The organism is Oryzibacter oryziterrae (genome assembly GCF_021864535.1).
GTDB classification, from domain to species: domain Bacteria; phylum Pseudomonadota; class Alphaproteobacteria; order Rhizobiales; family Pleomorphomonadaceae; genus Pleomorphomonas; species Pleomorphomonas oryziterrae.
Map to the genome: position 1 here is coordinate 1 of NZ_JAKJIC010000012.1, position 21,191 is coordinate 21,191.

The 21,191-nt window shown below is 63.9% G+C and carries 23 protein-coding genes and 1 pseudogene; 20 read left to right on the forward strand and 4 right to left on the reverse strand.

The window, feature by feature from the left end:
* The first annotated feature begins 290 nt into the window (after positions 1 to 290).
* The 4 genes from L2I41_RS13565 to L2I41_RS13580 all read left to right on the forward strand — a co-directional run bounded on the left by L2I41_RS13565 (position 291) and on the right by L2I41_RS13580 (position 4,430).
* Entirely contained in the window at positions 291 to 2,306 is a 2,016-nt protein-coding gene (locus L2I41_RS13565) for a ParB/RepB/Spo0J family partition protein (RefSeq protein WP_237154253.1), read from the forward strand.
* A gap of 125 nt (positions 2,307 to 2,431) precedes the next feature.
* Positions 2,432 to 2,854: a hypothetical protein gene (locus L2I41_RS13570; protein ID WP_237154115.1), complete on the forward strand. Its 423-nt coding sequence runs from the start codon at positions 2,432 to 2,434 to the stop codon at positions 2,852 to 2,854.
* A gap of 44 nt (positions 2,855 to 2,898) precedes the next feature.
* Positions 2,899 to 3,411, forward strand: coding sequence for a hypothetical protein (locus L2I41_RS13575; RefSeq protein WP_237154116.1), 513 nt, complete (start codon positions 2,899 to 2,901; stop codon positions 3,409 to 3,411).
* 704 nt (positions 3,412 to 4,115) lie between these two features.
* Positions 4,116 to 4,430 carry a DUF736 domain-containing protein gene (locus tag L2I41_RS13580; RefSeq protein ID WP_237154117.1) on the forward strand — a complete coding sequence of 105 codons (315 nt, stop codon included), beginning with the start codon at positions 4,116 to 4,118 and terminating at the stop codon, positions 4,428 to 4,430.
* Between the two features lie 78 nt (positions 4,431 to 4,508).
* Here L2I41_RS13580 and L2I41_RS13585 read toward each other — a convergent pair whose 3' ends face one another.
* The gene (locus L2I41_RS13585; protein ID WP_237154118.1) at positions 4,509 to 5,318 is read right to left on the reverse strand and encodes an NAD(P)H-dependent oxidoreductase; all 810 of its coding nucleotides are present in this window, start codon (positions 5,316 to 5,318) and stop codon (positions 4,509 to 4,511) included.
* Positions 5,319 to 5,414: 96 nt separating this feature from the next.
* On the opposite strand from L2I41_RS13585, the pseudogene L2I41_RS13590 reads away from it, so the two are divergent.
* The 4 genes and pseudogenes from L2I41_RS13590 (at position 5,415) to L2I41_RS13605 (ending at position 8,500) form a co-directional block, all read left to right on the forward strand.
* A pseudogene (locus tag L2I41_RS13590) lies at positions 5,415 to 6,328 on the forward strand (LysR family transcriptional regulator).
* 242 nt (positions 6,329 to 6,570) lie between these two features.
* Positions 6,571 to 7,413: a DUF932 domain-containing protein gene (locus L2I41_RS13595; protein ID WP_237154119.1), complete on the forward strand. Its 843-nt coding sequence runs from the start codon at positions 6,571 to 6,573 to the stop codon at positions 7,411 to 7,413.
* Between the two features lie 294 nt (positions 7,414 to 7,707).
* A complete protein-coding gene (locus tag L2I41_RS13600; RefSeq protein WP_237154120.1) occupies positions 7,708 to 7,962 on the forward strand; it encodes a transcriptional regulator domain-containing protein in 255 nt (84 codons plus the stop codon).
* Positions 7,963 to 8,011: 49 nt separating this feature from the next.
* Entirely contained in the window at positions 8,012 to 8,500 is a 489-nt protein-coding gene (locus L2I41_RS13605; protein ID WP_237154121.1) for a DUF2285 domain-containing protein, read from the forward strand.
* Positions 8,501 to 8,622: 122 nt separating this feature from the next.
* On the opposite strand, the gene fabF is transcribed toward L2I41_RS13605, so the two are convergent.
* Positions 8,623 to 9,891: a beta-ketoacyl-ACP synthase II gene (gene fabF, locus L2I41_RS13610; protein WP_237154122.1), complete on the reverse strand. Its 1,269-nt coding sequence runs from the start codon at positions 9,889 to 9,891 to the stop codon at positions 8,623 to 8,625.
* Between the two features lie 74 nt (positions 9,892 to 9,965).
* Positions 9,966 to 10,388: a MarR family winged helix-turn-helix transcriptional regulator gene (locus L2I41_RS13615; protein ID WP_237154123.1), complete on the reverse strand. Its 423-nt coding sequence runs from the start codon at positions 10,386 to 10,388 to the stop codon at positions 9,966 to 9,968.
* Positions 10,389 to 10,700: 312 nt separating this feature from the next.
* On the opposite strand from L2I41_RS13615, the gene L2I41_RS13620 reads away from it, so the two are divergent.
* From L2I41_RS13620 to L2I41_RS13665, 10 genes are all read left to right on the forward strand, one after another.
* Positions 10,701 to 10,970: a helix-turn-helix transcriptional regulator gene (locus tag L2I41_RS13620; protein ID WP_073625759.1), complete on the forward strand. Its 270-nt coding sequence runs from the start codon at positions 10,701 to 10,703 to the stop codon at positions 10,968 to 10,970.
* Positions 10,971 to 12,041 carry a replication initiator protein A gene (locus L2I41_RS13625; RefSeq protein WP_237154124.1) on the forward strand — a complete coding sequence of 357 codons (1,071 nt, stop codon included), beginning with the start codon at positions 10,971 to 10,973 and terminating at the stop codon, positions 12,039 to 12,041.
* The gene (parA, locus tag L2I41_RS13630) at positions 12,038 to 12,691 is read left to right on the forward strand and encodes a ParA family partition ATPase (RefSeq protein ID WP_237154125.1); all 654 of its coding nucleotides are present in this window, start codon (positions 12,038 to 12,040) and stop codon (positions 12,689 to 12,691) included. The genes L2I41_RS13625 and parA overlap by 4 nt, the downstream gene beginning before the upstream one ends.
* Positions 12,688 to 12,939, forward strand: a complete 252-nt coding sequence (locus tag L2I41_RS13635; protein WP_237154126.1) for a hypothetical protein — start codon at positions 12,688 to 12,690, stop codon at positions 12,937 to 12,939. The genes parA and L2I41_RS13635 overlap by 4 nt, the downstream gene beginning before the upstream one ends.
* A complete protein-coding gene (locus tag L2I41_RS13640; protein ID WP_237154127.1) occupies positions 12,936 to 13,457 on the forward strand; it encodes a DUF2840 domain-containing protein in 522 nt (173 codons plus the stop codon). The genes L2I41_RS13635 and L2I41_RS13640 overlap by 4 nt, the downstream gene beginning before the upstream one ends.
* A complete protein-coding gene (locus tag L2I41_RS13645) occupies positions 13,454 to 13,999 on the forward strand; it encodes a S26 family signal peptidase (protein WP_237154128.1) in 546 nt (181 codons plus the stop codon). Before L2I41_RS13640 ends, L2I41_RS13645 begins: the two co-directional genes overlap by 4 nt.
* Positions 14,000 to 14,045: 46 nt before the next feature.
* A complete protein-coding gene (locus L2I41_RS13650; RefSeq protein ID WP_237154129.1) occupies positions 14,046 to 14,381 on the forward strand; it encodes a DUF736 domain-containing protein in 336 nt (111 codons plus the stop codon).
* A 4-nt stretch (positions 14,382 to 14,385) separates the two neighbouring features.
* A complete protein-coding gene (locus L2I41_RS13655; RefSeq protein WP_237154130.1) occupies positions 14,386 to 15,315 on the forward strand; it encodes a lytic transglycosylase domain-containing protein in 930 nt (309 codons plus the stop codon).
* An 835-nt stretch (positions 15,316 to 16,150) separates the two neighbouring features.
* Positions 16,151 to 17,656, forward strand: coding sequence for a DUF3363 domain-containing protein (locus L2I41_RS21680; protein ID WP_507161415.1), 1,506 nt, complete (start codon positions 16,151 to 16,153; stop codon positions 17,654 to 17,656).
* 121 nt (positions 17,657 to 17,777) lie between these two features.
* A complete protein-coding gene (locus L2I41_RS13665; protein ID WP_390634222.1) occupies positions 17,778 to 18,794 on the forward strand; it encodes a zinc-dependent alcohol dehydrogenase family protein in 1,017 nt (338 codons plus the stop codon).
* Between the two features lie 6 nt (positions 18,795 to 18,800).
* Here L2I41_RS13665 and L2I41_RS13670 read toward each other — a convergent pair whose 3' ends face one another.
* Positions 18,801 to 19,148, reverse strand: coding sequence for a MerR family transcriptional regulator (locus L2I41_RS13670; protein ID WP_237154132.1), 348 nt, complete (start codon positions 19,146 to 19,148; stop codon positions 18,801 to 18,803).
* Positions 19,149 to 19,229: 81 nt separating this feature from the next.
* Here L2I41_RS13670 and L2I41_RS13675 point away from each other — a divergent pair, with 81 nt between their 5' ends.
* Both L2I41_RS13675 and L2I41_RS13680 read left to right on the forward strand, forming a co-directional pair.
* Positions 19,230 to 20,030, forward strand: coding sequence for an alpha/beta fold hydrolase (locus L2I41_RS13675; protein ID WP_237154133.1), 801 nt, complete (start codon positions 19,230 to 19,232; stop codon positions 20,028 to 20,030).
* Positions 20,027 to 21,178 carry an MFS transporter gene (locus tag L2I41_RS13680; protein ID WP_237154134.1) on the forward strand — a complete coding sequence of 384 codons (1,152 nt, stop codon included), beginning with the start codon at positions 20,027 to 20,029 and terminating at the stop codon, positions 21,176 to 21,178. The genes L2I41_RS13675 and L2I41_RS13680 overlap by 4 nt, the downstream gene beginning before the upstream one ends.
* Positions 21,179 to 21,191: the final 13 nt, after the last annotated feature.

Sequence of the window (21,191 nt, forward strand, 5' to 3'; positions counted from 1 at the left end):
CCCCCCCCCCCCCCCCCCCCCCCCCCCCCCCCCCCCCCCCCCCCCCCCCCCCCTCTCTCCCACCAGCCGCCGGCTTCCCTGCTCGTGATGTGACTCGAGTTCAGTCGTGTGCTCTTCCGGTCCGCGCGGATGCGTGTTTCAGATCCTCGCCCATAGGTTCGATCCGCTTGTGCAGGCCGGGTGATCCCCCTCCGTCCCGGCCGCCCTTGCACCTTACACCCCCCGGTCTCGGCGACGGCCAGGGTTGCAGCGCAGCGCTGCGCTCCAACCCAAGCCAAAGGATCAAGATCATGACCAATATCATCGAAACGACCACCACTGTTTCCGAAGCCTCCGCCATCGAGAACGGCGCGGTGCTGTTCGTGCCGCTGAACAAGTTGAAGAAGTCGCCCCGCAACGCCCGCAAGACCCCGCACAGCGAAGCCCATATCGAAGCGCTGGCGGCGAGCATCGCTGCCAAGGGGATGCTGCAAAATCTGGTGGTGGAGCCGGAAATGAACGCGGACGGCGAGCCGACCGGCAGCTATTTCGTGACCATCGGCGAAGGCCGCAGACTGGCGCAGATGCTGCGCGTGAAGCGCAAGCAGATCAAGAAGACGGAAGCCATCCGCTGCGTTCTGGATACCGAGAACGATGCGACAGAGATCAGCCTCGACGAGAACGTCACCCGCGAGGCCATGCATCCCGCCGACCAGTTCGAGCGCTTCCGCGAACTGGCGGACAATCGTGGATGGGGTGCGGAGGAAATCGCCGCCCGGTTCGGCGTCAGCGCCCATGTCGTCAGGCAGCGGCTTCGCCTCGGCGCGGTCAGCCCGAAGCTGATGCAGGTCTATCGCGACGGCGGTTTGTCGCTGGATCAGTTGATGGCCTTCGCGATCACCGAGGATCATGACCGGCAGGAGCAGGTCTACGAGACCCTGTCGTGGAACCGTGAGCCTTCCACCATCCGGCGCGACCTGACCAAGTTGAATGTCGCGGCGACCGACCGGCGCGCGATCTTCGTCGGCGCGGACGCTTATGCCGAAGCGGGCGGCACCATCATCCGCGACCTCTTCACCGAGGATCGGGGCGGCTATTTCGAGGACGCCGCTCTGTTGGATCGGCTCGTCATTGACAAGTTGGAAGGTATCGCGGCGCGAGTACAGGCAGCCGAGGGCTGGAAGTGGGCTTCCGTTCACATCGACTTCCCCCACGCGCACGGCATGCGCCGCAGCTATCCGCATCCGGTGGACCTGTCGGAGGAAGACGCCGCCGCCTATGGCGCCGCGCAGGAAGAGTACAATCGCCTGTCGTCGGAATATGAAGGCTATGAGGAATTGCCGGACGAGGCGGACCGGCGGTTCGCCGAGCTTGAAGGGGAGATCGAGCGGATCGACGCCAAGCGCCACGCCTATGACGTCGCCGAGATCGCGCGCGGTGGCGTGTTCGTCATCCTGAACCATGACGGCACGGCCCGCATCGAACGCGGCTTCATCCGCGCCGAAGACGAGGCCCCGAGACCGGAGGACGTGGAGGGGGCCACTGTCACGGAGGATGGCGAAATTGTCGGCGAGGGAGACGCCGAGGACGCCGAACCGCAGCCGGAGGACGAGGACGCCGGGGACGCGGGCAAGCCGCTATCGGAGCTTCTCATCCGCGACCTGACCGCCCATCGCACCCTTGGTCTGCGTCTCGCCCTTGGCGAGCAGCCGGACATGGCGCTTGTCGCCGTGGTCCATGCGCTGGCAGCGCAGACCTTCTATCGCGGCGGGGAAGCGTCGTGCCTCGAAATCCGTTTGACCAGCACTTCTCTCGCCTCCCACGCGGACGGGGTCGAGGATACGCCTGCCGCGAAGGCGCTGGCGGATCGTCATGCCGGATGGGCATCGGACATGCCGCGCGATGTGTCGGACCTGTGGGCTTTCGTCGCCGGGCTGGACCATGCGAGCCTCATGGCGTTGCTCGCTCATTGCGTATCGCTGACCGTCAATGCGATCAGGATACCGTGGGAACAGAAGCCGAACGCCCGCGCCACGGTGGAGAAGCTGGCGAGCGCGGTGGCGCTCGACATGACGGCACACTGGACCCCGACCGTGCAAACCTATCTCGGTCGCGTCACCAAGGCGCATATCCTCGCCGCCGTGCGGGAAGGTGTCGGTGATGAGGCCGCCGAGCGGATCTCCTGCTTGAAGAAGCCGGATATGGCGCAGGCTACCGAACAGCTTCTGGCCGGAACCGGCTGGCTGCCTTCCGTGCTGCGCACCGCAAGGCCTGTGTCGCGAGACGGGGAGTCGGAGGTGGAAGCCATCGCGCAAGCTGCCGAATGAGGACGAGCCGGGATCGCGCGAGCGGTACCGGTATTTCCCCCTGTTACTTGGAAAAATCACGGTCGCGCGAGGACGAGCCTCGCGCGACCAATCGATGACCGTCATTGGTTCGGGAGGAAATTGCGATGACCGCGCTCTTGGGTGTGGCCGTCGCTTTGGTCGCCGGTCTTTGTGTCCTGGCCTACGTGCTCGCCGTCTATGCACTGCCCTTCATGCTCAGCGTGGAGACTGCGCGTTGGGCTTACGCCTCGGGCTCTGGCCTGATCGGCGCGGGACTAGTCGGGCTAGTGGCAGGCGCTGCCGCCTATGGTCTGTTGCTGATCCTGTTTAGGGTGGTCCGTCTGCCGATCCTCCGTCTTGCGGTGGCGCTCGTCTTCGCCGCTCCGGCTGCCATCGCCGGCTATGCGCTGGTGGACGGCATCGCGCGCGAAGCCGTGCCGTCCCATGTCTCGCGCGTGATCTTCTGCTTGATCGGCGGTGGTTTCGTAGGCGTTTCGGCGCTGATGCGATTGGCAGCAACAGGCTCGACGATTCATCGCGGAGGCTGAAAATCCCGGTAAGTCACGCTACCATTGCTTAAGCTGATCAACACATGAAAGAATATTCCGTGCTCAAGAACGTGTCAGACCTCACCCGGCCAGACCCATATTTTTCAGGGGAAGCCGGCTTTGTCGGCTCCGCACTGCAAGACTTGCACAGGGATATGTGCGCGTTCGAGCTTCCCGCTTCACTTCCCGATTCCGTCCGGCGGTCCCATGATGCCGTGCGACACGCCTATATCTACGCGTACTTCTCGTATGATCTTTTGACCATGGCGGCGAGCCAGACATTCCCTTGCCTTGAACTGGCTTTGCGCGAACGGATCGGGCACCAGTTTGCCGGAAGAGTGGACAAGAGAGGAAAGCCTCGCCCTGTCATGCTCGACGAGCTGTTGAAATCCGCCAAGAAGCAGAACCTGATTTCCTCTGAGATCGAACATCTGAGCCAATTGCGCAATATGTTCGCTCACGGAAGCGATACAGTGTTGAACCCGCCCATGTTTCTGACCACGTTCGAGATTGTCACCGACATCATCCGGGAACTCTACATAAGCCAACAGGTGTGATCGGCGTTGCCCCTCCTGGGCCGCGCTCTCGGCTGCGCCGGAACCACGTTTGAGGCGTGTTTCCGCCATTCGGCTTCGATCGCTAACGCAAAGCAGCGGCGGGAGGCATGAAGCCCTGCATTCGACCGATGCGCGATGGCGGATTGCGTCAGTCGGTATGGCGGCGAGACCCAATTGTGGCAGTCTCGCAGCTTGGCCCCCGGAACAGCGGATCGTGCCGGGGCGGGTCACTCAGCTTCGTCGTTCGATAACGATGCTTGGCGGGAGCCGTGCGTCCAGCCGCTCAGTCTGGAAATACCGACGATCCACGAGCCGTGGCCGCAACTTTCACCATCTTGGTCGGGATAGCCGGCCGTTTCTGGAACGGGGCCAACGATGCCAGTGATCCCATCGGTCGATCTCACCCGGTGACGGGCCGCCGGCTCGCATCATCGTATCTCCATCGTTTCGTCGAGCCGCACCCACGGCGCCCTCGAAGGAATGGGTCTGACCGAAGACCGGCTCCGCCTCGATCATCGTCCCGCAACGTTTGTCGCCGGCTTCTTTCCGCCGCGCGCGAGCGCGCTTTGCATCGCGAGGCAAAAAAGCCGTCGCCGGCCGCCTTCCACTTCGTTCCAGCCTTTCAGGTGCGGGCTGATCGTCCCCGGTCGCACGACCACCATCGAGGTCGCGATAGGCGCGGCCCGAGCAACGGAGACACGACAATGGCGACCATCGGCACCTTCACCAAGACCGCGAACGGCGACATCACCGGTACGGTCAAGACCCTGACCCTCAACGTCAAGGCCAAGTTCGTTCCCACCGAGGGTGACAGCGAGCGCGGCCCGGACTATCGGATCTTCGCCGGCACCACCGAGTTCGGCGCGGCGTGGAAGAAAACCGCCCGCGAGACCGGCCGCGACTATCTCTCAGTCAAGCTGGACGATCCGAGCTTCCCGGCCCCGATCTACGCCAGCCTGGTCGAGGACGAGGGCGGCGAGGCTCACAACCTCATCTGGTCCCGCCGCAACGGCGACTGAGGCCGGACACCTCCTGAAGCCCCGCTCACCAGCGGGGCTTCGTCATGCCGGTCCGCCGCCTTTCGGGGAATACGACCGTCACGATAGGCCGCTTCCAGCTTCGGCGAATTGACGCACATGCAGCCGGAACCCGGACGTACTGGCTGCTTCGAGACCGGCACGCAGTTCCATCGTCGGGATGTGATAGTCGCCGCCGTTCTGACGCCGATACGGAATGGGCTCCACCGTCTCTAGTGTCCGCATCCGTTCGCGCAGATGCCGGGCGGCAGTCTCGAAGCACTCTTCGTTGAAGCGGTCTGTGCTGTAGGTGACGAAGGGTGGCAGCACGTCATAGCCGGGATAGAAGAGAATGCCATGGTTGATAGGGAACAAGAGGTCATCGATCGGCCCGTTCACCCCGCGCGGGCCGTAATGCTCTTCCCAGCCGCCGGCCGTGACGATCAGCATGGCGCGCTTGCCGGCGAGCGTGCCTTCGCCATAGCGGTCGCCCCAACGCTTGTCGCTGTGCTCGCCGACGCCATAAGCGAAGCCGTAGGCATAGACCCGATCCACCCAGCCCTTCAGTATCGCCGGCATGGCGAACCACCAGAGCGGGAATTGCAGAATAAGAGCATCGCCCCAGAGAAGCTTGTCGACTTCAGCCTTCACATCGTCGGTCAGTGTGGCGGCCGAGAAAGCGTTCTTCGAGGCCGCAATCGGTAGTAGCCGCTCGTCAGACCCGAGCGCCGGAAAGTCGGCCCGATCGATCTGAGACTTCCAGCCCATGGCATAGAGATCGGACACACGGACCTCGTGGCCGGCGGCTTCGAGTTCGCGGGTGGCGACATCGCGCAGTGAGGCGGACAGGGATTGCGGTTCAGGGTGCGCGAAGACGAGGAGAACTTTCATGGCGGACCATCCGGTTGAGGTTGACTCTGGCCCGCAAGGTAGTTCTATCTCTAGTATTCCGGTATATATCTGGAATGAATATGATAGTGCCGGATAATGGATCAATCTGACATCACGCTCGACCGGATGCGCACCTTTGTCCGCGTTGCGGAACGCGGAAACCTGTCGGCTGTAGCGCGCGAGCTGGGGACCGGCCAATCGACCGTGACCCGGCACCTGCGCGAACTGGAGGAAGCGGTGGGCGCACCGCTGCTCAACCGCACGACCCGCCGTGTTGCGATGACCGAGGAAGGCAGTCGCTACTACGCCCAGTGCATCCAGATTCTCCGCCTAGTTGAACAGGCGAGCGAGGAAATCCGCGACCATCGTGGTGCGCTGTCCGGTACGATCCGCGTGTCCTGCACCGCCGCGCTCGGCGTCCTGCACGTCACGCGGCTGATCTTCGCGTTCCAGGCGCGCTACTCGACATCGGCATCGACCTCAGCCTGACCGATGAACGGATCGACCTGGTGAAGGAAGGCGTTGACATCGCGCTGCGTCTCGGGCCGCTCGCCGACAGTTCGTTGAAACTGCATCACCTTGGGCAAAGCACGCGCCTGTTGGTCGCCTCACCAGCCTATCTCGCGGCACACGGCAAACCCGAGAGGCCGGAAGACCTGACCGCGCACAACGTTATCCGTATGTCGAATGTCGCGGGCAGCGACGTGCTGGCGCTTACTGGCCCGGATGGCCGCGCGCATTCTATTTCCGTGAGGAGCGACCTGCGGGTCGATCACGGGCTTGCGGCGCGCGAAGGGTTCCGCGCCGGACGGGGCATCGGACCGGCGCACCGCTGGCTGGTCCATGACCTCATTGAGAGCGGCGAGCTTGAGCCGCTACTACAGGGCTATTCGCTGCCCTCGACGCCGCTCAACATGCTGATCGTGCCCGAGCGCGCCAAGGTGACACGTGTCCGACTGTTGATCGATTATTTGGTCGATGAGATCAGTCGCCTGCCGGGGATTGCCTGAGTGACTGCGACCGCTACCGCCCCACTTTGTAGTTGAGGGCTAAGGGCTCCGCCCCCGCGCGGTGCAAGGGATCGCTGACGCTCGTCCGGGCCGGTGTCCCCGGCCTTCCTCCATTTCATTGCGTGCAGGCCGGGCGATCCCCCTCCGGCCCCGCCGCCCTTGCACCTTGCTACCCCGGTCTCGGCGACGGCCAGGGTTGCAGCGCAGCGCTGCGCTCCAACCCAGCCCCACGGAAACAGATCATGTATCATCATCTCGCCACCCGGTTCGGCCGCAACGCTCACCAGATCAGCGGACGCGAAGCCCTCGACAACGAAGCTCTTTTTCGTCACGTTCCCTCAGCGTTCGCCCGCGAAGCGCATGACAGCCGGTCGGAGCGTTACGTCTACGTGCCCACCATCGAGATCGTGGAAGGATTGCGCCGGGAGGGCTGGTTTCCGTTCTTTGCGGTGCAATCGGTGCCGCGCGACGGCAGCCGCCACGGTCACGCCAAGCACATGCTACGCCTGCGCCGGGATGATGGGATCGGCAAACCCGAGGCGGCGGAAGTCATCATCGTCAATAGCCATGACGGGACCAGCGCCTATCAGATGTTTGCCGGGGTGCTCCGCTTCGTCTGCACCAACAGCATGATTGCGGGCGAGCGGTTCGAGGAAGTCCGCGTTCCTCATAAAGGTGGCATTCAGGACCAGATTATCGAAGGCGTTTACACAGTCGCGGAGGACTTCCCGCGCCTGATCGGTGCGACCGAAACCATGAAGGACACCCGGCTCTCGCGGGACGAACAGCAGGTCTTGGCCGAGGCGAGTCTCGTTGTGCGCTATGGCGAGGAGGAAAGCCCGGTTCGCCCGGATCAGATCATCGCCCCGCGCCGCCGCGAGGATGCCGGGCAAAGCCTGTGGCAGACTTTCAATGTCATTCAGGAAAACCTCATCCGGGGCGGGCTGGATGGTCGACGGCACACTTCGAATGGACGCATCCGCCGCAGCACCACGCGGCCCATCAACGGCATCGACCAGAATGTCGGACTGAACCGTGCCCTGTGGACGCTGGCCGAGGGAATGCAGCGGCTGAAGAGCGCCTGATACCCGCAAAGCCGTGGGGCCGAAAATCCGGCTTCACGGCTTTCCCCAGAAGCGTGGATCAGATTTCACGGCGATCCGCCTTTACGTTTCGGCAGGTTCTGCCGACCAGACGAAACGCGGCTCGCCGGGCATGGCCCGGCTCGCGAAGGAACCTCAAAAGCGATCTAATTATCTTCAAATATTGATCGTCCAACGCGATCAACATATCGGGCAATAGTAGCTTCAACGTGAGCCTCGTATCGCGAACATTTCCTCTTTCCAGCAACGCGAAAATGCTGGACGAGAGGTGACGCCATGCCGAGTACAGATTGGCGCTCGCCGGCCGCCTATGCACATACCAAGGGCATTTCTGCCGCCGGCTTTGCCTGGGAGTACCTTCGTCGCGATGAAGATTATCGCCGCGACTTCCATCGCGTGAGGCGATTGTCACGCCTCAACAGCGGAGCGCAGGCCGCGTTCTCGGAACGATGGGGGTTGCGATTTCCCGACGGACCCGGCTCTCTCCGCCGACCGGGCTGCGCTGTTTTGGATGCCATCTCTGCTGCCTGACGCCTTTGAGCTCCAACCCATTCCAGGAAGCGTTGGCGATCCCGCCAGCATGACGATCAGCCTGCCGACGTTGTCGGGTCTCGATGCTCGTGCCGCCGAGGATGGGAAGTGGCATGGCCTCTGGCGGTCGGCGGAGGTGGACCATCAGTTCTGGCTCTCAGATCCGCCGCCCGGCACCAAGACGGCCTATGTCGTCATCCTGCCGGTCGACGCCTTGCTGGAGCATCGCGCCGAAGCGGTGTTGCGATTCTGGCGCACGTTGACGGGGCGGCCAAACGGCGAGCGCCATCACGCGTTACCCGCGCAGACCCGAGACCGGCATATCCTGATCTTGCGCGCCCTCGATGGGCGCACCGATGGCGCCAGCTATCGCAAGATCGCCGAAACGCTGCTCGGATTTCACGGCAGCAAGACGGATTGGGAAAGTGATCCCCGCAAGAACCAGACGCGTCGGCTTGTTGCTGATGGCACCCACTACGTCCGCGGCGGATACCGCGAACTGCTGTGCTATCCAATTCGCCAGTCAGGTTGGCGTTGATGTCGCGAGCCCCCATCACAAAGCTCGAGCTTGTGCGGGCGACCTTTGCAGAAAACGTCTCGCAGAGCCTCCAACGGCTCCCCCAACTCTGTCGCGACGCCAGAACTCCGCGACAGAGCAGATCACCTGTGTCGGCTGAACACCAAGGCTGCATTGACGCCGCCGAACCCGAAGGCATTGGACAGCACGTGCTCGACGTCCGAGGCGCGCGCACCGTCTGAAAGCAAGTCGAAACCCTCCGCCTCAGGCATGACGGCCTCGATGTTCAGGCTCGGGGGAAGTAGCTGGTTCTGGATGGCGAGGACGGAGAATACCGCTTCGATCGCACCGGCCGCGCCCAGCATGTGTCCTGTTGCCGACTTGGTCGAACCGACAGGGACGCGATCGACATCCGCTCCGAAGAGCGTTCGCAGAGCGGCCAGTTCTGCCGCGTCGCCGACCGGAGTGGAGGTGGCATGCGCGTTGACATAGCTGACTTGATCGCTGCCGATTCCGGCCATCGATAAGGCGATTTGCATGGCCCGGGCGGCTTCTCGGCCATCAGGCCAACCCGCCGTGACGTGGTGGGCGTCGGTCGTTGTGCCATAGCCCGATATCACGGCAAGCGGATGCGCACCGCGCTGCTTGGCGTGGGACAAGCGCTCGATAACCAGCATTGCTGCGCCTTCCGACAGAACAAACCCATCATGATTATTGTCGAATGGCCGCGACGCCCGCTGCGGAGCGTCATTGAAGTTGAACGTCAGTGCCTTTGCGGCCGTGAACCCTCCGATGGCTACGGGATCGACACACGCTTCAGCCCCTCCGCACAGGGCGATGTCGGCCTCTCCCGACCGTATCAAGCGCATGGCGTCTCCAATTGCCTGCGCCGACGCCGCGCAAGCCGTCGTCGGGGAGCCCGCCGGACCGTTGAAGCCAAAGCGAATGGAGACTTGTCCCGCCGCGAGGTTGGGCAAGAACGACGGGACCACGAAGGGCGACAAGCGGCGTACGCCGGACGTGCGGACCACCTCGCTCGCGGCCGTGATCGCCGGAACACCACCAACGCCGGTTGCTATGATCGTTGCGGTTCGCGCCCGCTCGTCTGCGCTGTCGGGAAGCCAAGCCGCCTGTTGCAATGCTTCCAGAGCTGCGGCCATCGCATACTGGATGAACAGATCGTTTCGACGCAACTCTTTGGAATCCATGGCCGTTTCCGGGTCGAACCCCTCCGGATCTTCGGCGATCGAGGGGACGAGGCCCGCCACACGGCACTTCCATCCCTCGGCATCGAAACGCGTATTCGTCCGGATGCCGCTTTGGCCGGCGACAAGCCTTTTCCAGTTGGTCGCCACGCCAGCACCGAGGGGGGAGACGGCGCCAAGGCCGGTAACTACGATAGGGTCGCGCATGCTCACTCCTCGGTGGGTTCGTAGTGTGTATATACACAGCAACGAACGCAAGCGCCACCGGTTTTCGTGGAGGTTCACCCACTAGCGAAATGCTTGGCCATTTGCAGATAGGTTGCCGCGTCCTCTTTGGAAAAGCCTCTCAGGAGTCCGGTTTGTGCCTGCTGCCACTCGACCAGAAGCTGGTCCAGAAGGTGGTTTCCGTCTTCCGTGAGTTCGCAAAGGCGCGCATTCCCGGCGGACTTTGACATCCGCCGCACCAAGCCCTTTTGCTCAAGAAGATCGAGATTTCGGGTGAGGCTTGTCCTGTCCAGCAGAATTCGTTGCGCCAAGCCCATGACCGGTACGTCGGGATTGTAGCGAATCGCTGCCAGGAGCGAGAATTGCTGCACAGTTACGCCGTACGCCTTCATCTTTGCGTCGCCTCGCCGCAGAAGCGTCCGCGCCGCTGCGATCGTATTGAGGACCAGGCATCTCGAGAGTTCATCAGGCATAGACATGAAGCGATCCTTCCAAACTACAGGGAGCAATCGGAGCGAAGGCTACCCCACAATCCTATGGGCCGAAATATGCCCGCGCGTTCGTGATCTTTCGTCTGTCATTTTGTTCCATTGCCACACTGGGAGTTTCTAAAACTACACCGAAAGCGACTTCGGCCAAGTTGCTACGCTTACATCGGCTTCTGACGTCGGGGGTGCCGGAATCGTCCCCCCCTGATTCCGGCACGCTGCAAGCCGCCGTTCCTCCGCCACGGTTCGCCATGACCCGCTGCCGTCACCGGCAGCCATCCGAACCGCCCCGGAGGCCCGATCATGCTCGACCCGAAGACGGGATTGCCGCCGCGTTTCCTGCGCACGCCCGACGCGGCGCGTTTCCTCGGCATCTCGCTCAGGACGCTGGAAAAGCACCGCACCTATGGCACCGGTCCGACCTATCGCAAGATCGGCGGCCGCGTGATCTACGCGCTCGAGGACCTGCAGGCCTGGACGGCCATCGGCGCGCGCAAATCCACCACGGACCAGAATGCCGGCCGGGTCTTTCCGGCGCGTCCTCTGACGCCTGCCGAGCGGGGAGCGCGCTGAATGAGCGGCTCCTCTCGACAAGACGGCAAGCACGGGAGCGAACGCCAGCGGCTCGATCCCTTCGTGGTCGCCACCGGCGATGCCAGCCCGCGCGATCAGCGCGATCTCATGGAACGGCCGTTCTTCTCGTTGTCGAAGACGCCGCGCATCAAGCCGATCCTCTACAAGGCCGCCGATGTCGAGGTGCAGGTGATGGGGATGCCCGAGCACGGCATGGCGACGATCTGGGATGCCGATGTGCTGATCTGGGCCGCCTCACAGATCGTCGCGGCCGAGAACCACGGCCTGCGCACGTCGCGCTTCTTTCGTTTCACGCCCTACCAACTCCTGCGCGGTGTCGGCCGTCCGACCGGAAACCAGCAGTATCTTCTCCTGAAGGCTTCGCTGGCGCGGCTGCAGTCGACCGTCATCGCCACGACGATCCGCAACGGCGTGCAATGGCGGCGGCGCCAGTTCTCCTGGATTAACGAGTGGGAGGAGATGACGACGCGGGAGGGCCGCGTCGAGGGCATGGAATTCGTCCTGCCCGAGTGGTTCTACAACGGGGTCGTCGACCGCTCGTTGGTGCTGACCATCGACCCGGACTATTTCCGGCTGACCGGCGGCATCGAGCGCTGGCTCTATCGCGTCGCGCGCAAGCACGCCGGTCATCAGCGACACGGCTGGCTGTTCGAGATCGGCCATCTCCACGACAAATCCGGCAGCCTTGCGCGCATCCCTGATTTCGCGCTCGATCTTCGCCGGATCGCTCTCCGTCAGCCCTTGCCTGGATATCACCTATCGATCGAACGCGAGGGGCGGCGTGAACTGCTCCGCATACGGCCCGTCCAACAATTCACAGTGCCTGTGGATGAGCCTGTGAATAGCATCGGCAGATCAGGCGCAAAGGGTATCGGCACATCAGGCGCAGGCCTATCGGCAGATCGGGCGCACGGACCGCAGTTAACACTCTGGCCTGAAACACGAAATCCGGCCACTAACTTAGACTCTAACAGAGAATCTAACTCTTCTTTGTTGGCGCGCGGGAAACGCGGCCGTGGTGCCGGTGCCGCCGGAAGGCGGACGCCATGATCGTCGCGCTCCTCAATCAGAAGGGCGGCGTCGGCAAGACGACGCTGGCGTTGCATCTCGCCGGGGAATGGGCCGGGAGGGGCAAGCGCGTGACCCTCATCGACGCCGATCCGCAGGGTTCGGCGCTGGATTGGTCGCAGCAACGGGCGCGTGAGAATGGCATCCGGCTGTTCGGCGTCGTCGGCCTGGCGCGCGATACCTTGCACCGGGAAGCGCCGGAACTGGCGCGCGACGCCGATTTCATCGTGATCGATGGACCGCCGCGTATCGCCGGGCTCATGCGTTCCGCGTTGCTGGCCGCCGACGTGGTGCTGATCCCGGTGCAGCCATCGCCGTTCGACGGCTGGGCCTCTGCCGAGATGCTGGCGCTCGTCGCCGAAGCGCGCATCTACCGGCCTGCCTTGGCGGCACGCTTCGTGCTCAACCGCTGCGGCGCACGCACCATCATCGCTCGCGAGACCGCCGAAACGCTCGCCGATCATGACCCGCCGGTTCTGGTCACAACCATCGGTCAGCGTGTCGTCTTCGCCGATGCCGCGCAGTCAGGCCGGCTCGCCTCCGAAATCGATCCCGATAGTCAGGCCGCGCGAGAGATCGCGGCACTCGCTGCGGAGATCGGACGGCTGGTCACGGGAAGGACATTGCCATGAGCGCGCACCCGATCCGTCGCCGTTTTGCGGCCCGGCCCGCTGATCCCGAAAGCTGGATCAAGGCAGCCGACACGTCGCGCACCGACGAGGCGGTCCGCTTCACCGCGCGGCTGACCATCGACATCACACCCAACCTGCGCGGCCGCATCAAGATCGTCGCCTTTCAGCGCGGCATCACCGTCGCCGACATGCTGCGCGATCTGCTCGCGCGCGAATTTCCTCTGATCACCGATGGAGATCGCCCATGACCAGCACCACCGCTTCCCGTTCCCATGGCGATGCAGCGCCGCGCACCCAGTCCGCCGACGCTTTCACACAAGTCGAACTGACGCACATCGAGAAGCGGCTCGAGAACTGGATCAGGTTCGGCGACAAGGTGCGCGAACAGGTGCTCGACCGCCGTCGGCGTGTCCTTTTCTATCGACCCGGCAGCGTTTTCGCCTTCGTGCGGTGGGCGTCGAATGATTTTGGCACGATCACGTCGCGGTTCGACATCGTGCGCGCGGTGGTGCCGGGCGAACCTTATCAGACGCTGCCCTTCGTGCGTCCCGGCGGCGAGATCCTGCTCAGAATCGAGGGCTGGCCCAAGGTCGAGCGCGTCCTTCAGCACATCGATGCCATCGAGGCGATCGGCATTGATCCGACCGAGGTGTCGCCCGATCACTGGCGGCACGTCCACAACCGTTTGACCGTTGGACACGAGCCGCGTGCCTATACCGTCGATCAGCATCAGGCGTTTCTATTGCGCCAGAGGGCTGAACCATGACCCGGTTCGGCTACGTCATGGTGACGTACTTCTCCGTGATAGGCGTTGCCGTCGCATCGTTCATTCCCACGCCGTTGCGCCTCGTCTGGAACGCATCCGCGAGTGTTCCGATTGGTCTCTACGATCTCGCCCCCACGCAGAGTCTCGAGGTGGGCGATCTCGTCGCGCTCCTGCCCGACAAGCCGCTCGCCGACTTTATGGTGGAGCGCGGCTATATCGGTCGTGGCGTGCCGCTCTTGAAGCGTGTCATGGCTCTGCCGGGGCAAGAGGTCTGTCGCGTCGGGCTCGCCATTACGGCCGATCACGTGCCGCTCGGTGAAGCGCTCGACCGCGACCGAATGGGTCGCGCTCTACCGGTCTGGCAAGGCTGCCAAAAGGTCGCGCAGGGCGAGTTCTTCCTGATGAACCCGGATGTCCGCGACAGCCTGGATGGCCGCTACTTCGGGCCGATGCCAGCGCGCACCGTCATCGGCAAGGCGACGCCGATCTACACCGACGAGGAGGGCGACGGCCATTTCATCTGGCGTGCCCCGACACGGTGAGTGCCGCACCACCGTTCATCCCACCACCAGCTCATGGAGGTTCTACATGCCACAGATTGGCGAGTTCACGCGCGAATCCAACGGCTTTGTCGGGCGCGTCCACACCTTCACGCTTTTCCGCGAGATCACCATCGTTCCGGCAGAGCCGTCCGACGCCGACAACGCGCCGGACTACCGCGTCCACAACGGCAACGAGGAAGGGCCGGAGATCGGCGCGGGCTGGAAGCGCACCGGCGAACGAGCCGGCGATTACATTGCGGTCGTCATCGATGATCCCGGCTTGCCGCAGCCGATCCGCGCCAATCTGTTTCGCGACGACGACGGTGGCGCGTCCTGGTCGCTGCATTGGAACCGTGCCCCGAAGCGCGGTGAGCGGGAGTGATATCATGCGGTCCGTCAGCCTGCGCGCGAGCGCGATCTCCTTACGATCGGTCATCCATTTGTTCGCGGAAAAGCCGTCTCATCCCTTCGTCCCGCTCGACGACCGGTCGGCCGGCGCGCGCAGCGGAGGTCACGGGCGATCGAAGATCGGCGCATTGCGCGTACCCTTGACGGCAGCGAGCACTCTGGCAGGCTGGTGTCGCAGTGGAGAGGGCGCGCCGGTTCGAATGGCGGTCATTCTTCTCTCGGGCTTGCTCTACGGTGTTGTGATCCCGGCGATTGCGCTGGCGCAGCCTCTGCCTATCGTCCAACCGTCATCGCGCGATCCCTATGGCGATCACATCGCCGAGGCGGCACAGCGCTTCGAGCTTCCCGCCGCCTGGATTCGCGCGGTGATGCGCGTCGAGAGCGACGGTGATCCGCGCGCGCTCTCGCCCAAAGGGGCGATCGGGCTGATGCAGATCATGCCGGAGACCTGGGCCGAGCTGTGCGTGCGTTACCGCCTGGGCGACGATCCTTACGACCCGCACGACAACATCGTGGCGGGCGCGGCCTATATCCGCGAGCTGTTCGATCGCTATGGCTCGCCGGAGTGGATAGCGGCTTACAACGCCGGTCCCGGGCGCTACGAGGAGGCGCTGAAGGGCCGCCCACTTCCACCGGAAACCCGCGCTTATGTCGCCGCCCTCGCGCCGATCATCAGCGGCGGCGAGACCACCGGCGCGGTCATGATCGCGTCCGCCGATCCGCTCTCCTGGACCCGTGCTCCGCTCTTCGTCATGCAGCCTTTGAGCAAGACGACGGTCCCTCCCGTGCAGTCCGACGAGCACAAGGACGACATTCCGCAGGCGATCACCGTGCGCGACCTGTCTGCCATCGTGCCGCAGTCGGGCGGTCTGTTCGTTGCGCGAGCGGATGCGAGACAACAGCCATGAAGCTCGTGATCGCGTCCGCCCGGCGGGAGACTTCAGTGTGCAGCGGATGGGGCTGGCAACGGTCTCATCCATTAGCAGGTGGGGCACGAAGGGGGCAAAGGGCGGAGGGCAAGATTAAAGCGGACGGCACCCTATGGGTCCGATCCGCAGGGCAAGCCCTTGTCTGCACACTGTTTGGGGCGGCACCGTCTTCGGACCTACATGGTGCCGCGAGGTGTGGAAAAGCCAGCATTTCCTGCGTTTCTGGTGGCACTCCTGTCCGAAATCGGCGGTTTCAAGAGAATCGGCCATGAGCGGCGATGACGAAAATCGCTTCCGGCCGAAGCCCGGCCGCGTCCGATCTGACGGCGGGAAAGCCGGACAAGCCAAGAGCTTTCTCAGCAAGGTTCGCAAGATCACGCGCCAGCAGCAGGCCGCGTCTGGCCGAAGCCGATCGACGAAGGGTGGCGGTCCCGGATATGCGGCGACGGGCTCGCGTGTTGTCGCTTCCGGCCGGGGCGTGCAGCGAGGGCGTGGCGCATCTTTCGTGCGCGCCCGCAACCTCTCGAACGGCTGGAGCCACCGCCAACCCGGCAACCGCCGGGTCATCGTCAAATCCCGTTCCGTCCGGGGTGCGGGCAAGAGCGGAAAGGCCGCCGCGCACCTGCGCTATATCCAACGCGACGGCACATCTCGCGATGGCGAGCGCGGTCGGCTCTATTCGGCGGCGGACGATCGTGCCGACGGCGATGCCTTTCTCGATCGCGGCCAGGGCGATCGCCATCAGTTTCGGTTTATCGTATCGCCGGAAGACGCGGCCGATCTTGCCGACCTGAACGGCTATACCCGCGAGCTGATGGGGAGGCTCGAAACCGACCTTGGCACCAAGCTCGATTGGGTCGCGGTCAATCACCACAACACCGGCCACCCCCATGTCCACGTCATCGTCAACGGCCGCGACGAGCTCGGCGAGGATCTCGTCATCAATGGCGACTATCTCGCCAATGGCATTCGTGAGCGGGCGAGTGAACTAGCGACTCTGGAACTCGGCCCCGTCACCGAGATCGAGCAGCGCCGCAAGCTCATGGTGGAGATCGACCAGGACCGGTTCACTCGCATCGACCGGGCTTTGATCGCCGAGGCCGAGGATCGTTTGCTTGACCTCCGAAATGAACCGAACGATCTGCGCGGCCAGTCTGACCGGACGATGCGCCTGCGCCGTCTTGGCAAGCTCGGCGACATGGGCCTTGCCACTGAGCATGCGCCGGGCGTCTGGGGGTTGAGCGAGAGGCTGGAGCCGACCTTGCGCGAGATGGGCGAGCGCGGCGACATCATCCGCACCATGCAGAAGGCACTCCGGGCCGAGGGAGCCGAGCGCGACCCGATGAGCTTCCAGATTCACGATGCCGCGCCAGCGACGCCGGTCCTTGGCCGCGTCATCGACAAGCATCTCTCCGACGAACTGGGTGAGAACCTGACGCTGGTGGTCGATGGCATCGACGGACGCACGCATCATGTCTCCGGCATCGATCCGGCGAGCGTCGAGGACGCCCGCATCGGCAGCGTCATCGAGATTGGGCCGCCCAACAGCGCTGGCCGTCCATCTGATCGCGCCATCGCCGGCATGGCCGAAGACGGCCTCTATCGGCCGAGCCGCCATCTGGAGCAGGCTCGGTTCGAGGGGCGTGTGCCGAACGGCGATTATGAGGGGTTCGTCGATGCCCATGTCCGTCGGCTGGAGGCGTTGCGCCGCGCCGGGATAACCGAGCGGATCGACGCCGATCATTGGCGCATCCCGGCAGATTTCGAGGCGCGCGCCGCCGCCCATGATGCGGGCAGCAACGCCCGCGTCAATATCCGCGTCCTCTCGACTTTCGACCTCGAGCGCCAGATTGGCTCGGATGGCGCAACCTGGCTCGACCGACGGCCGGTCGGTGTGGGCGTGTCCGACCTGTCGTCGTCAGGATTTGGCGACCACGTGCGCGAGGCGATGGCGCGCCGGCGCGAGGCGCTGATCGATCACGGCGACGCTGTCCGTCAATCCGATGGCCGCGTCGCCTATCGGCGCAACCTGATCGCCACGCTTCAGGAGCGAGAGGTTGCCCGTGTCGGCGAGGAGATGGCAGCGAAGAAGGCCCTGCCGTTCCGGGCCGCCGCCGATGGTGAGACCGTCAGCGGCACCTTCACCGGAGCGGTGCAGCTATCAAGTGGCAAGTTCGCGATCGTCGAGAGGTCTCACGAGTTCACCCTTGTCCCCTGGCGACCGGTCATCGACCGCCAGCTTGGCCGCGAGGTATCGGGCATCGTCCGTGGCGGATCGGTGTCGTGGCAATTGGGGCGGCAGAAGGGGCTCGACCTGTAAAGGGTGATGCCACATACGTCTGACCACTCGGCCGAGAACGTGTCCGGTCACGCGCTTGACTCTCACAGCGCTGTCAGGCGCGAGCTTCGCATCTCCATTCCATCAACTTGGAGATGATGACGTGAAACTCTATCGATTGCAGTCCGAGGGTGGGCGGGTGCGGCCCGCTTTAGGTGAGGCACCGATCCCCGAACCCGCTCCCGGCGAGGTGCGCATCCGGGTCGTCGCCGCCAGCCTCAATTATCGCGACCTCCTGATTCTCGCCAATGCCGCTGATGGCAGCCTAGACGGGCGCATTCCGCTCTCGGATGCTGCTGGGATCGTCGATGCGCTCGGTGATGGTGTGACCTGTTGGAAGGAGGGGGACCGCGTCGCTGCTTCCTTCTTTCGAGGCTGGATCTCAGGACCGTTCGATCCAGCCTATCTGCCGACTTCGTTCGGCGGACGCTCGACCGATGGCGTGCTGGCCGAATTCATCACTGTTCCGGCGGTTGCATTGGTGGCTGTGCCGCATCACCTTTCGCTGGTTGAGGCTGCGACTTTGCCCTGCGCCGCAGTCACGGCCTGGCACGGGCTCGTCGAGCGCGCGGGGCTGAAGAACGGCGATACGGTGGTCATCCAGGGAACCGGCGGCGTCGCTCTGTTCGGGTTGCAATTCGCAGTTGCCCTCGGAGCCCGCCCGCTCGTGTTGTCGTCGTCGGACGAGAAACTCGAACAGGCCAGAGCGCTCGGCGCGGTCGACTTAATCAATTACCTGACCACGCCTGACTGGCATGAGGCGGTCATTGCTCTGACGGATGGCAAAGGCGCAAGCCACATTCTCGAACTCGGCGGACGAGAGACCTACACACGGTCTCTGAAGGCGGTCGCGGCCGGGGGAAAGATCGTGCAGATAGGCGTACTGACTGGCGCCGGTCCGAGCCCCGACCTCGAGCGGCTGCAGACGGTCAATGCCGACATCATTGGCATCACTGTCGGGGCGACCGCGCATTTTTCGGCGATGAATGCCTTTGTCGCTGAGAAGAATCTCGTGCCTGTGATCGACGGGGTCTTTCCCTTCGAGGTCGTACCGGACGCCTACGCGCATCTTCGTGCTGGCGCGCATTTTGGCAAACTGGTGATCAGCGTTTCGGACTGACTGGGTTCAGCCGAGACGATCGAGGTAGCCGGTAAGGATGGCTCGGCTCGATTGGAGACAGTCGATCTTGTCGTCGAGGCCCGTCACCTCCCGGCGCAACGTGGCCAGAACTTCCGGGCACGGTTCGAAATCGGGGCGATCGGAGAGCACGCAGGGTAAGAGGAAGCGGATCGTATCGAGCTTCAGCCCCGCCTCGCTGAGGAGCCGGATACGCCGAGCGATTCGCTCCTCGGCTTTGCCGTAGTCGCGGTAGCCGGACGCGCGCCGGGCCGGCGTCAGCAGACCTTCCTCCTCATAGTACCGCAACATGCGGATGCTGATGCCGGTGCGCTTCGACAAATCACCGATCTGCATGCTTTGATCCCTCTTGACCCTCACATTGCTGTCAGACTGTAGCGTCGCCTTCGACTGAATGGAAGAAGGGAGTCGATGGTCATGGGAATTGTCGAACTTGGCGGAACGCGTGTCGCTTACCGCGTCGATGGCGAGGGCCCGGGGCTGGTGTTCGTCCACGGCACGGGCGGCAATGCAGAAACCAATTGGGGGCACTTGGTGCCGGATCTTGCCCGAGACTGGACAGTCGTGCGGCCCGATTATTCAGGCTCTGGCGATACGTGCGACAAGGGCGGCGAACTCAGCGTCGAGCGACTGGCGGGCGAAGTCGTCGCTGCGGCGGAAGCGGCGGGTGCCGTGCCGTTCGATCTCGTCGGCTTCTCGCTCGGCGCGGCAGTGGCAACGAAGATCGCAGCGGATTACTCCCATCTCGTCCGCCGGGTGGTGCTGCTCGGCGCCTTTCTCGATGGCGCAAATCCGCGTCAGCGCATGCAGTTCGGGCTCTGGAACGACCTTATCCGCGGCGATCGTCACGCGATGGCACGGTTCGTCCTGTTGACCGGTTTCAGCCCGACCTTCCTGGCGAGCCTCGGCCATGACGGGATCAAGCAAGCGGTCGAAACGATCGTCTCCGGTAACGACTGGGAGGGCATGGCGCGGCAAGTCGACCTCGATCTCACGATCGATGTCGCCGAGGCGGCGCGCCGGATCGAGAAGCCGGTTCTGGTCATCGGTGCGACCCACGATCACATGGTGCCACCGGACGAGGCGCGGACCGTGGCGGCGATGATCCCCGACGCGCGTTACACGGAGATGCCGACCGGCCATCTCGCCGCGCTCGAACTGCCGGACGCCTTCATTGCGCTTCTTCGCGACTTCCTCCTGAGCGACCTGCGCTCATGATCCGGTTGCTGATCGTGATGTTGGCAGCCTTCGTGGCGCAAACGACCGAATACCTGCCGATCGGTCTCGTGCCTGCGATCCGGCAGGATCTCGGGGTTTCTGAGGCTGCAGTCGGAGCGTTGGTGACCGGATACGCCTGGATTGCGGCCCTCACGGCCATACCGCTGATCGCGTTCACTCTGCGGCTCGACAGACGGATGCTGTTCGTCGGTTTGATTGCCGTCGTCATCGTGTCGAACCTCATGGGTGCCATCGCGCCCAACTATGGCACACTCGCCACGACACGCGTGCTGACGGCCCTGACCCATGGTGTTTTCTGGTCGATCCTGGCACCGCTGGCGACACGCCTCGCGCCCGATGTGCCGGAGAACAGGGCACTGGCCATTGTCTTCGCGGGGATTTCGATCGCGATTGTTGCCGGGGTTCCCGCCGCGAACGCCATAGGACAGTCGCTCGGCTGGCGGGCCGCTTTTGCAGCCTTCGCCGGCCTCGGCCTCGTCGCCCTGATCGCGGGAGTCGCCGGTCTCCCCGCCGTGCCACCTCTCGAACCGCGTGCTCCGCCGAGTGGTGGCCGACCCGTCAGGCAACTCGCCGTCATCGCGGGCATCACGACGCTCAGCGTTACAGCGCATTTTTGCGGCTATACCTACATTGTGGCACTGCTTGATGATGTCGCCGCGATCTCGCCGGCTGCCGTTCCCTGGTATCTGCTCCTATTCGGCCTTGCCGGTGCTGGGGGCACCATCGTGAGCGGCTGGTTCCCCGGTAGGCCATCGACACTCGCAATGGTCGCGATTGCCCTGGTCACCTCGAGTGAAGCCTCTCTGGCGCTGTCAGGTCGGCATTCCATCCTCACCGCCGTCGAAATGGTCTCGTGGGGCAGCTCCGTTTCCATGCTGATTATGGGCTTGCAGGGCTGGGTGCTGACGGTCGTTCCCGAAACGCCTGATACTGCGTCAGCCGTCTATGTCGCGGCTTTCAACGGCGGGATCGGCCTCGGGGCAGCGCTCGGTGGGCTCGTCCTCGCTATGGCCGCACCAACCACAGTGCTGTTCTGCAGTGCGGTTCTGGGGATCGCTGCACTGATCATGTTCTCAGTGTTTTCCAAAGGAAGCATTCATGATGCCCGATGGGGAACGACGCTATGAGACGGCGTTCCGC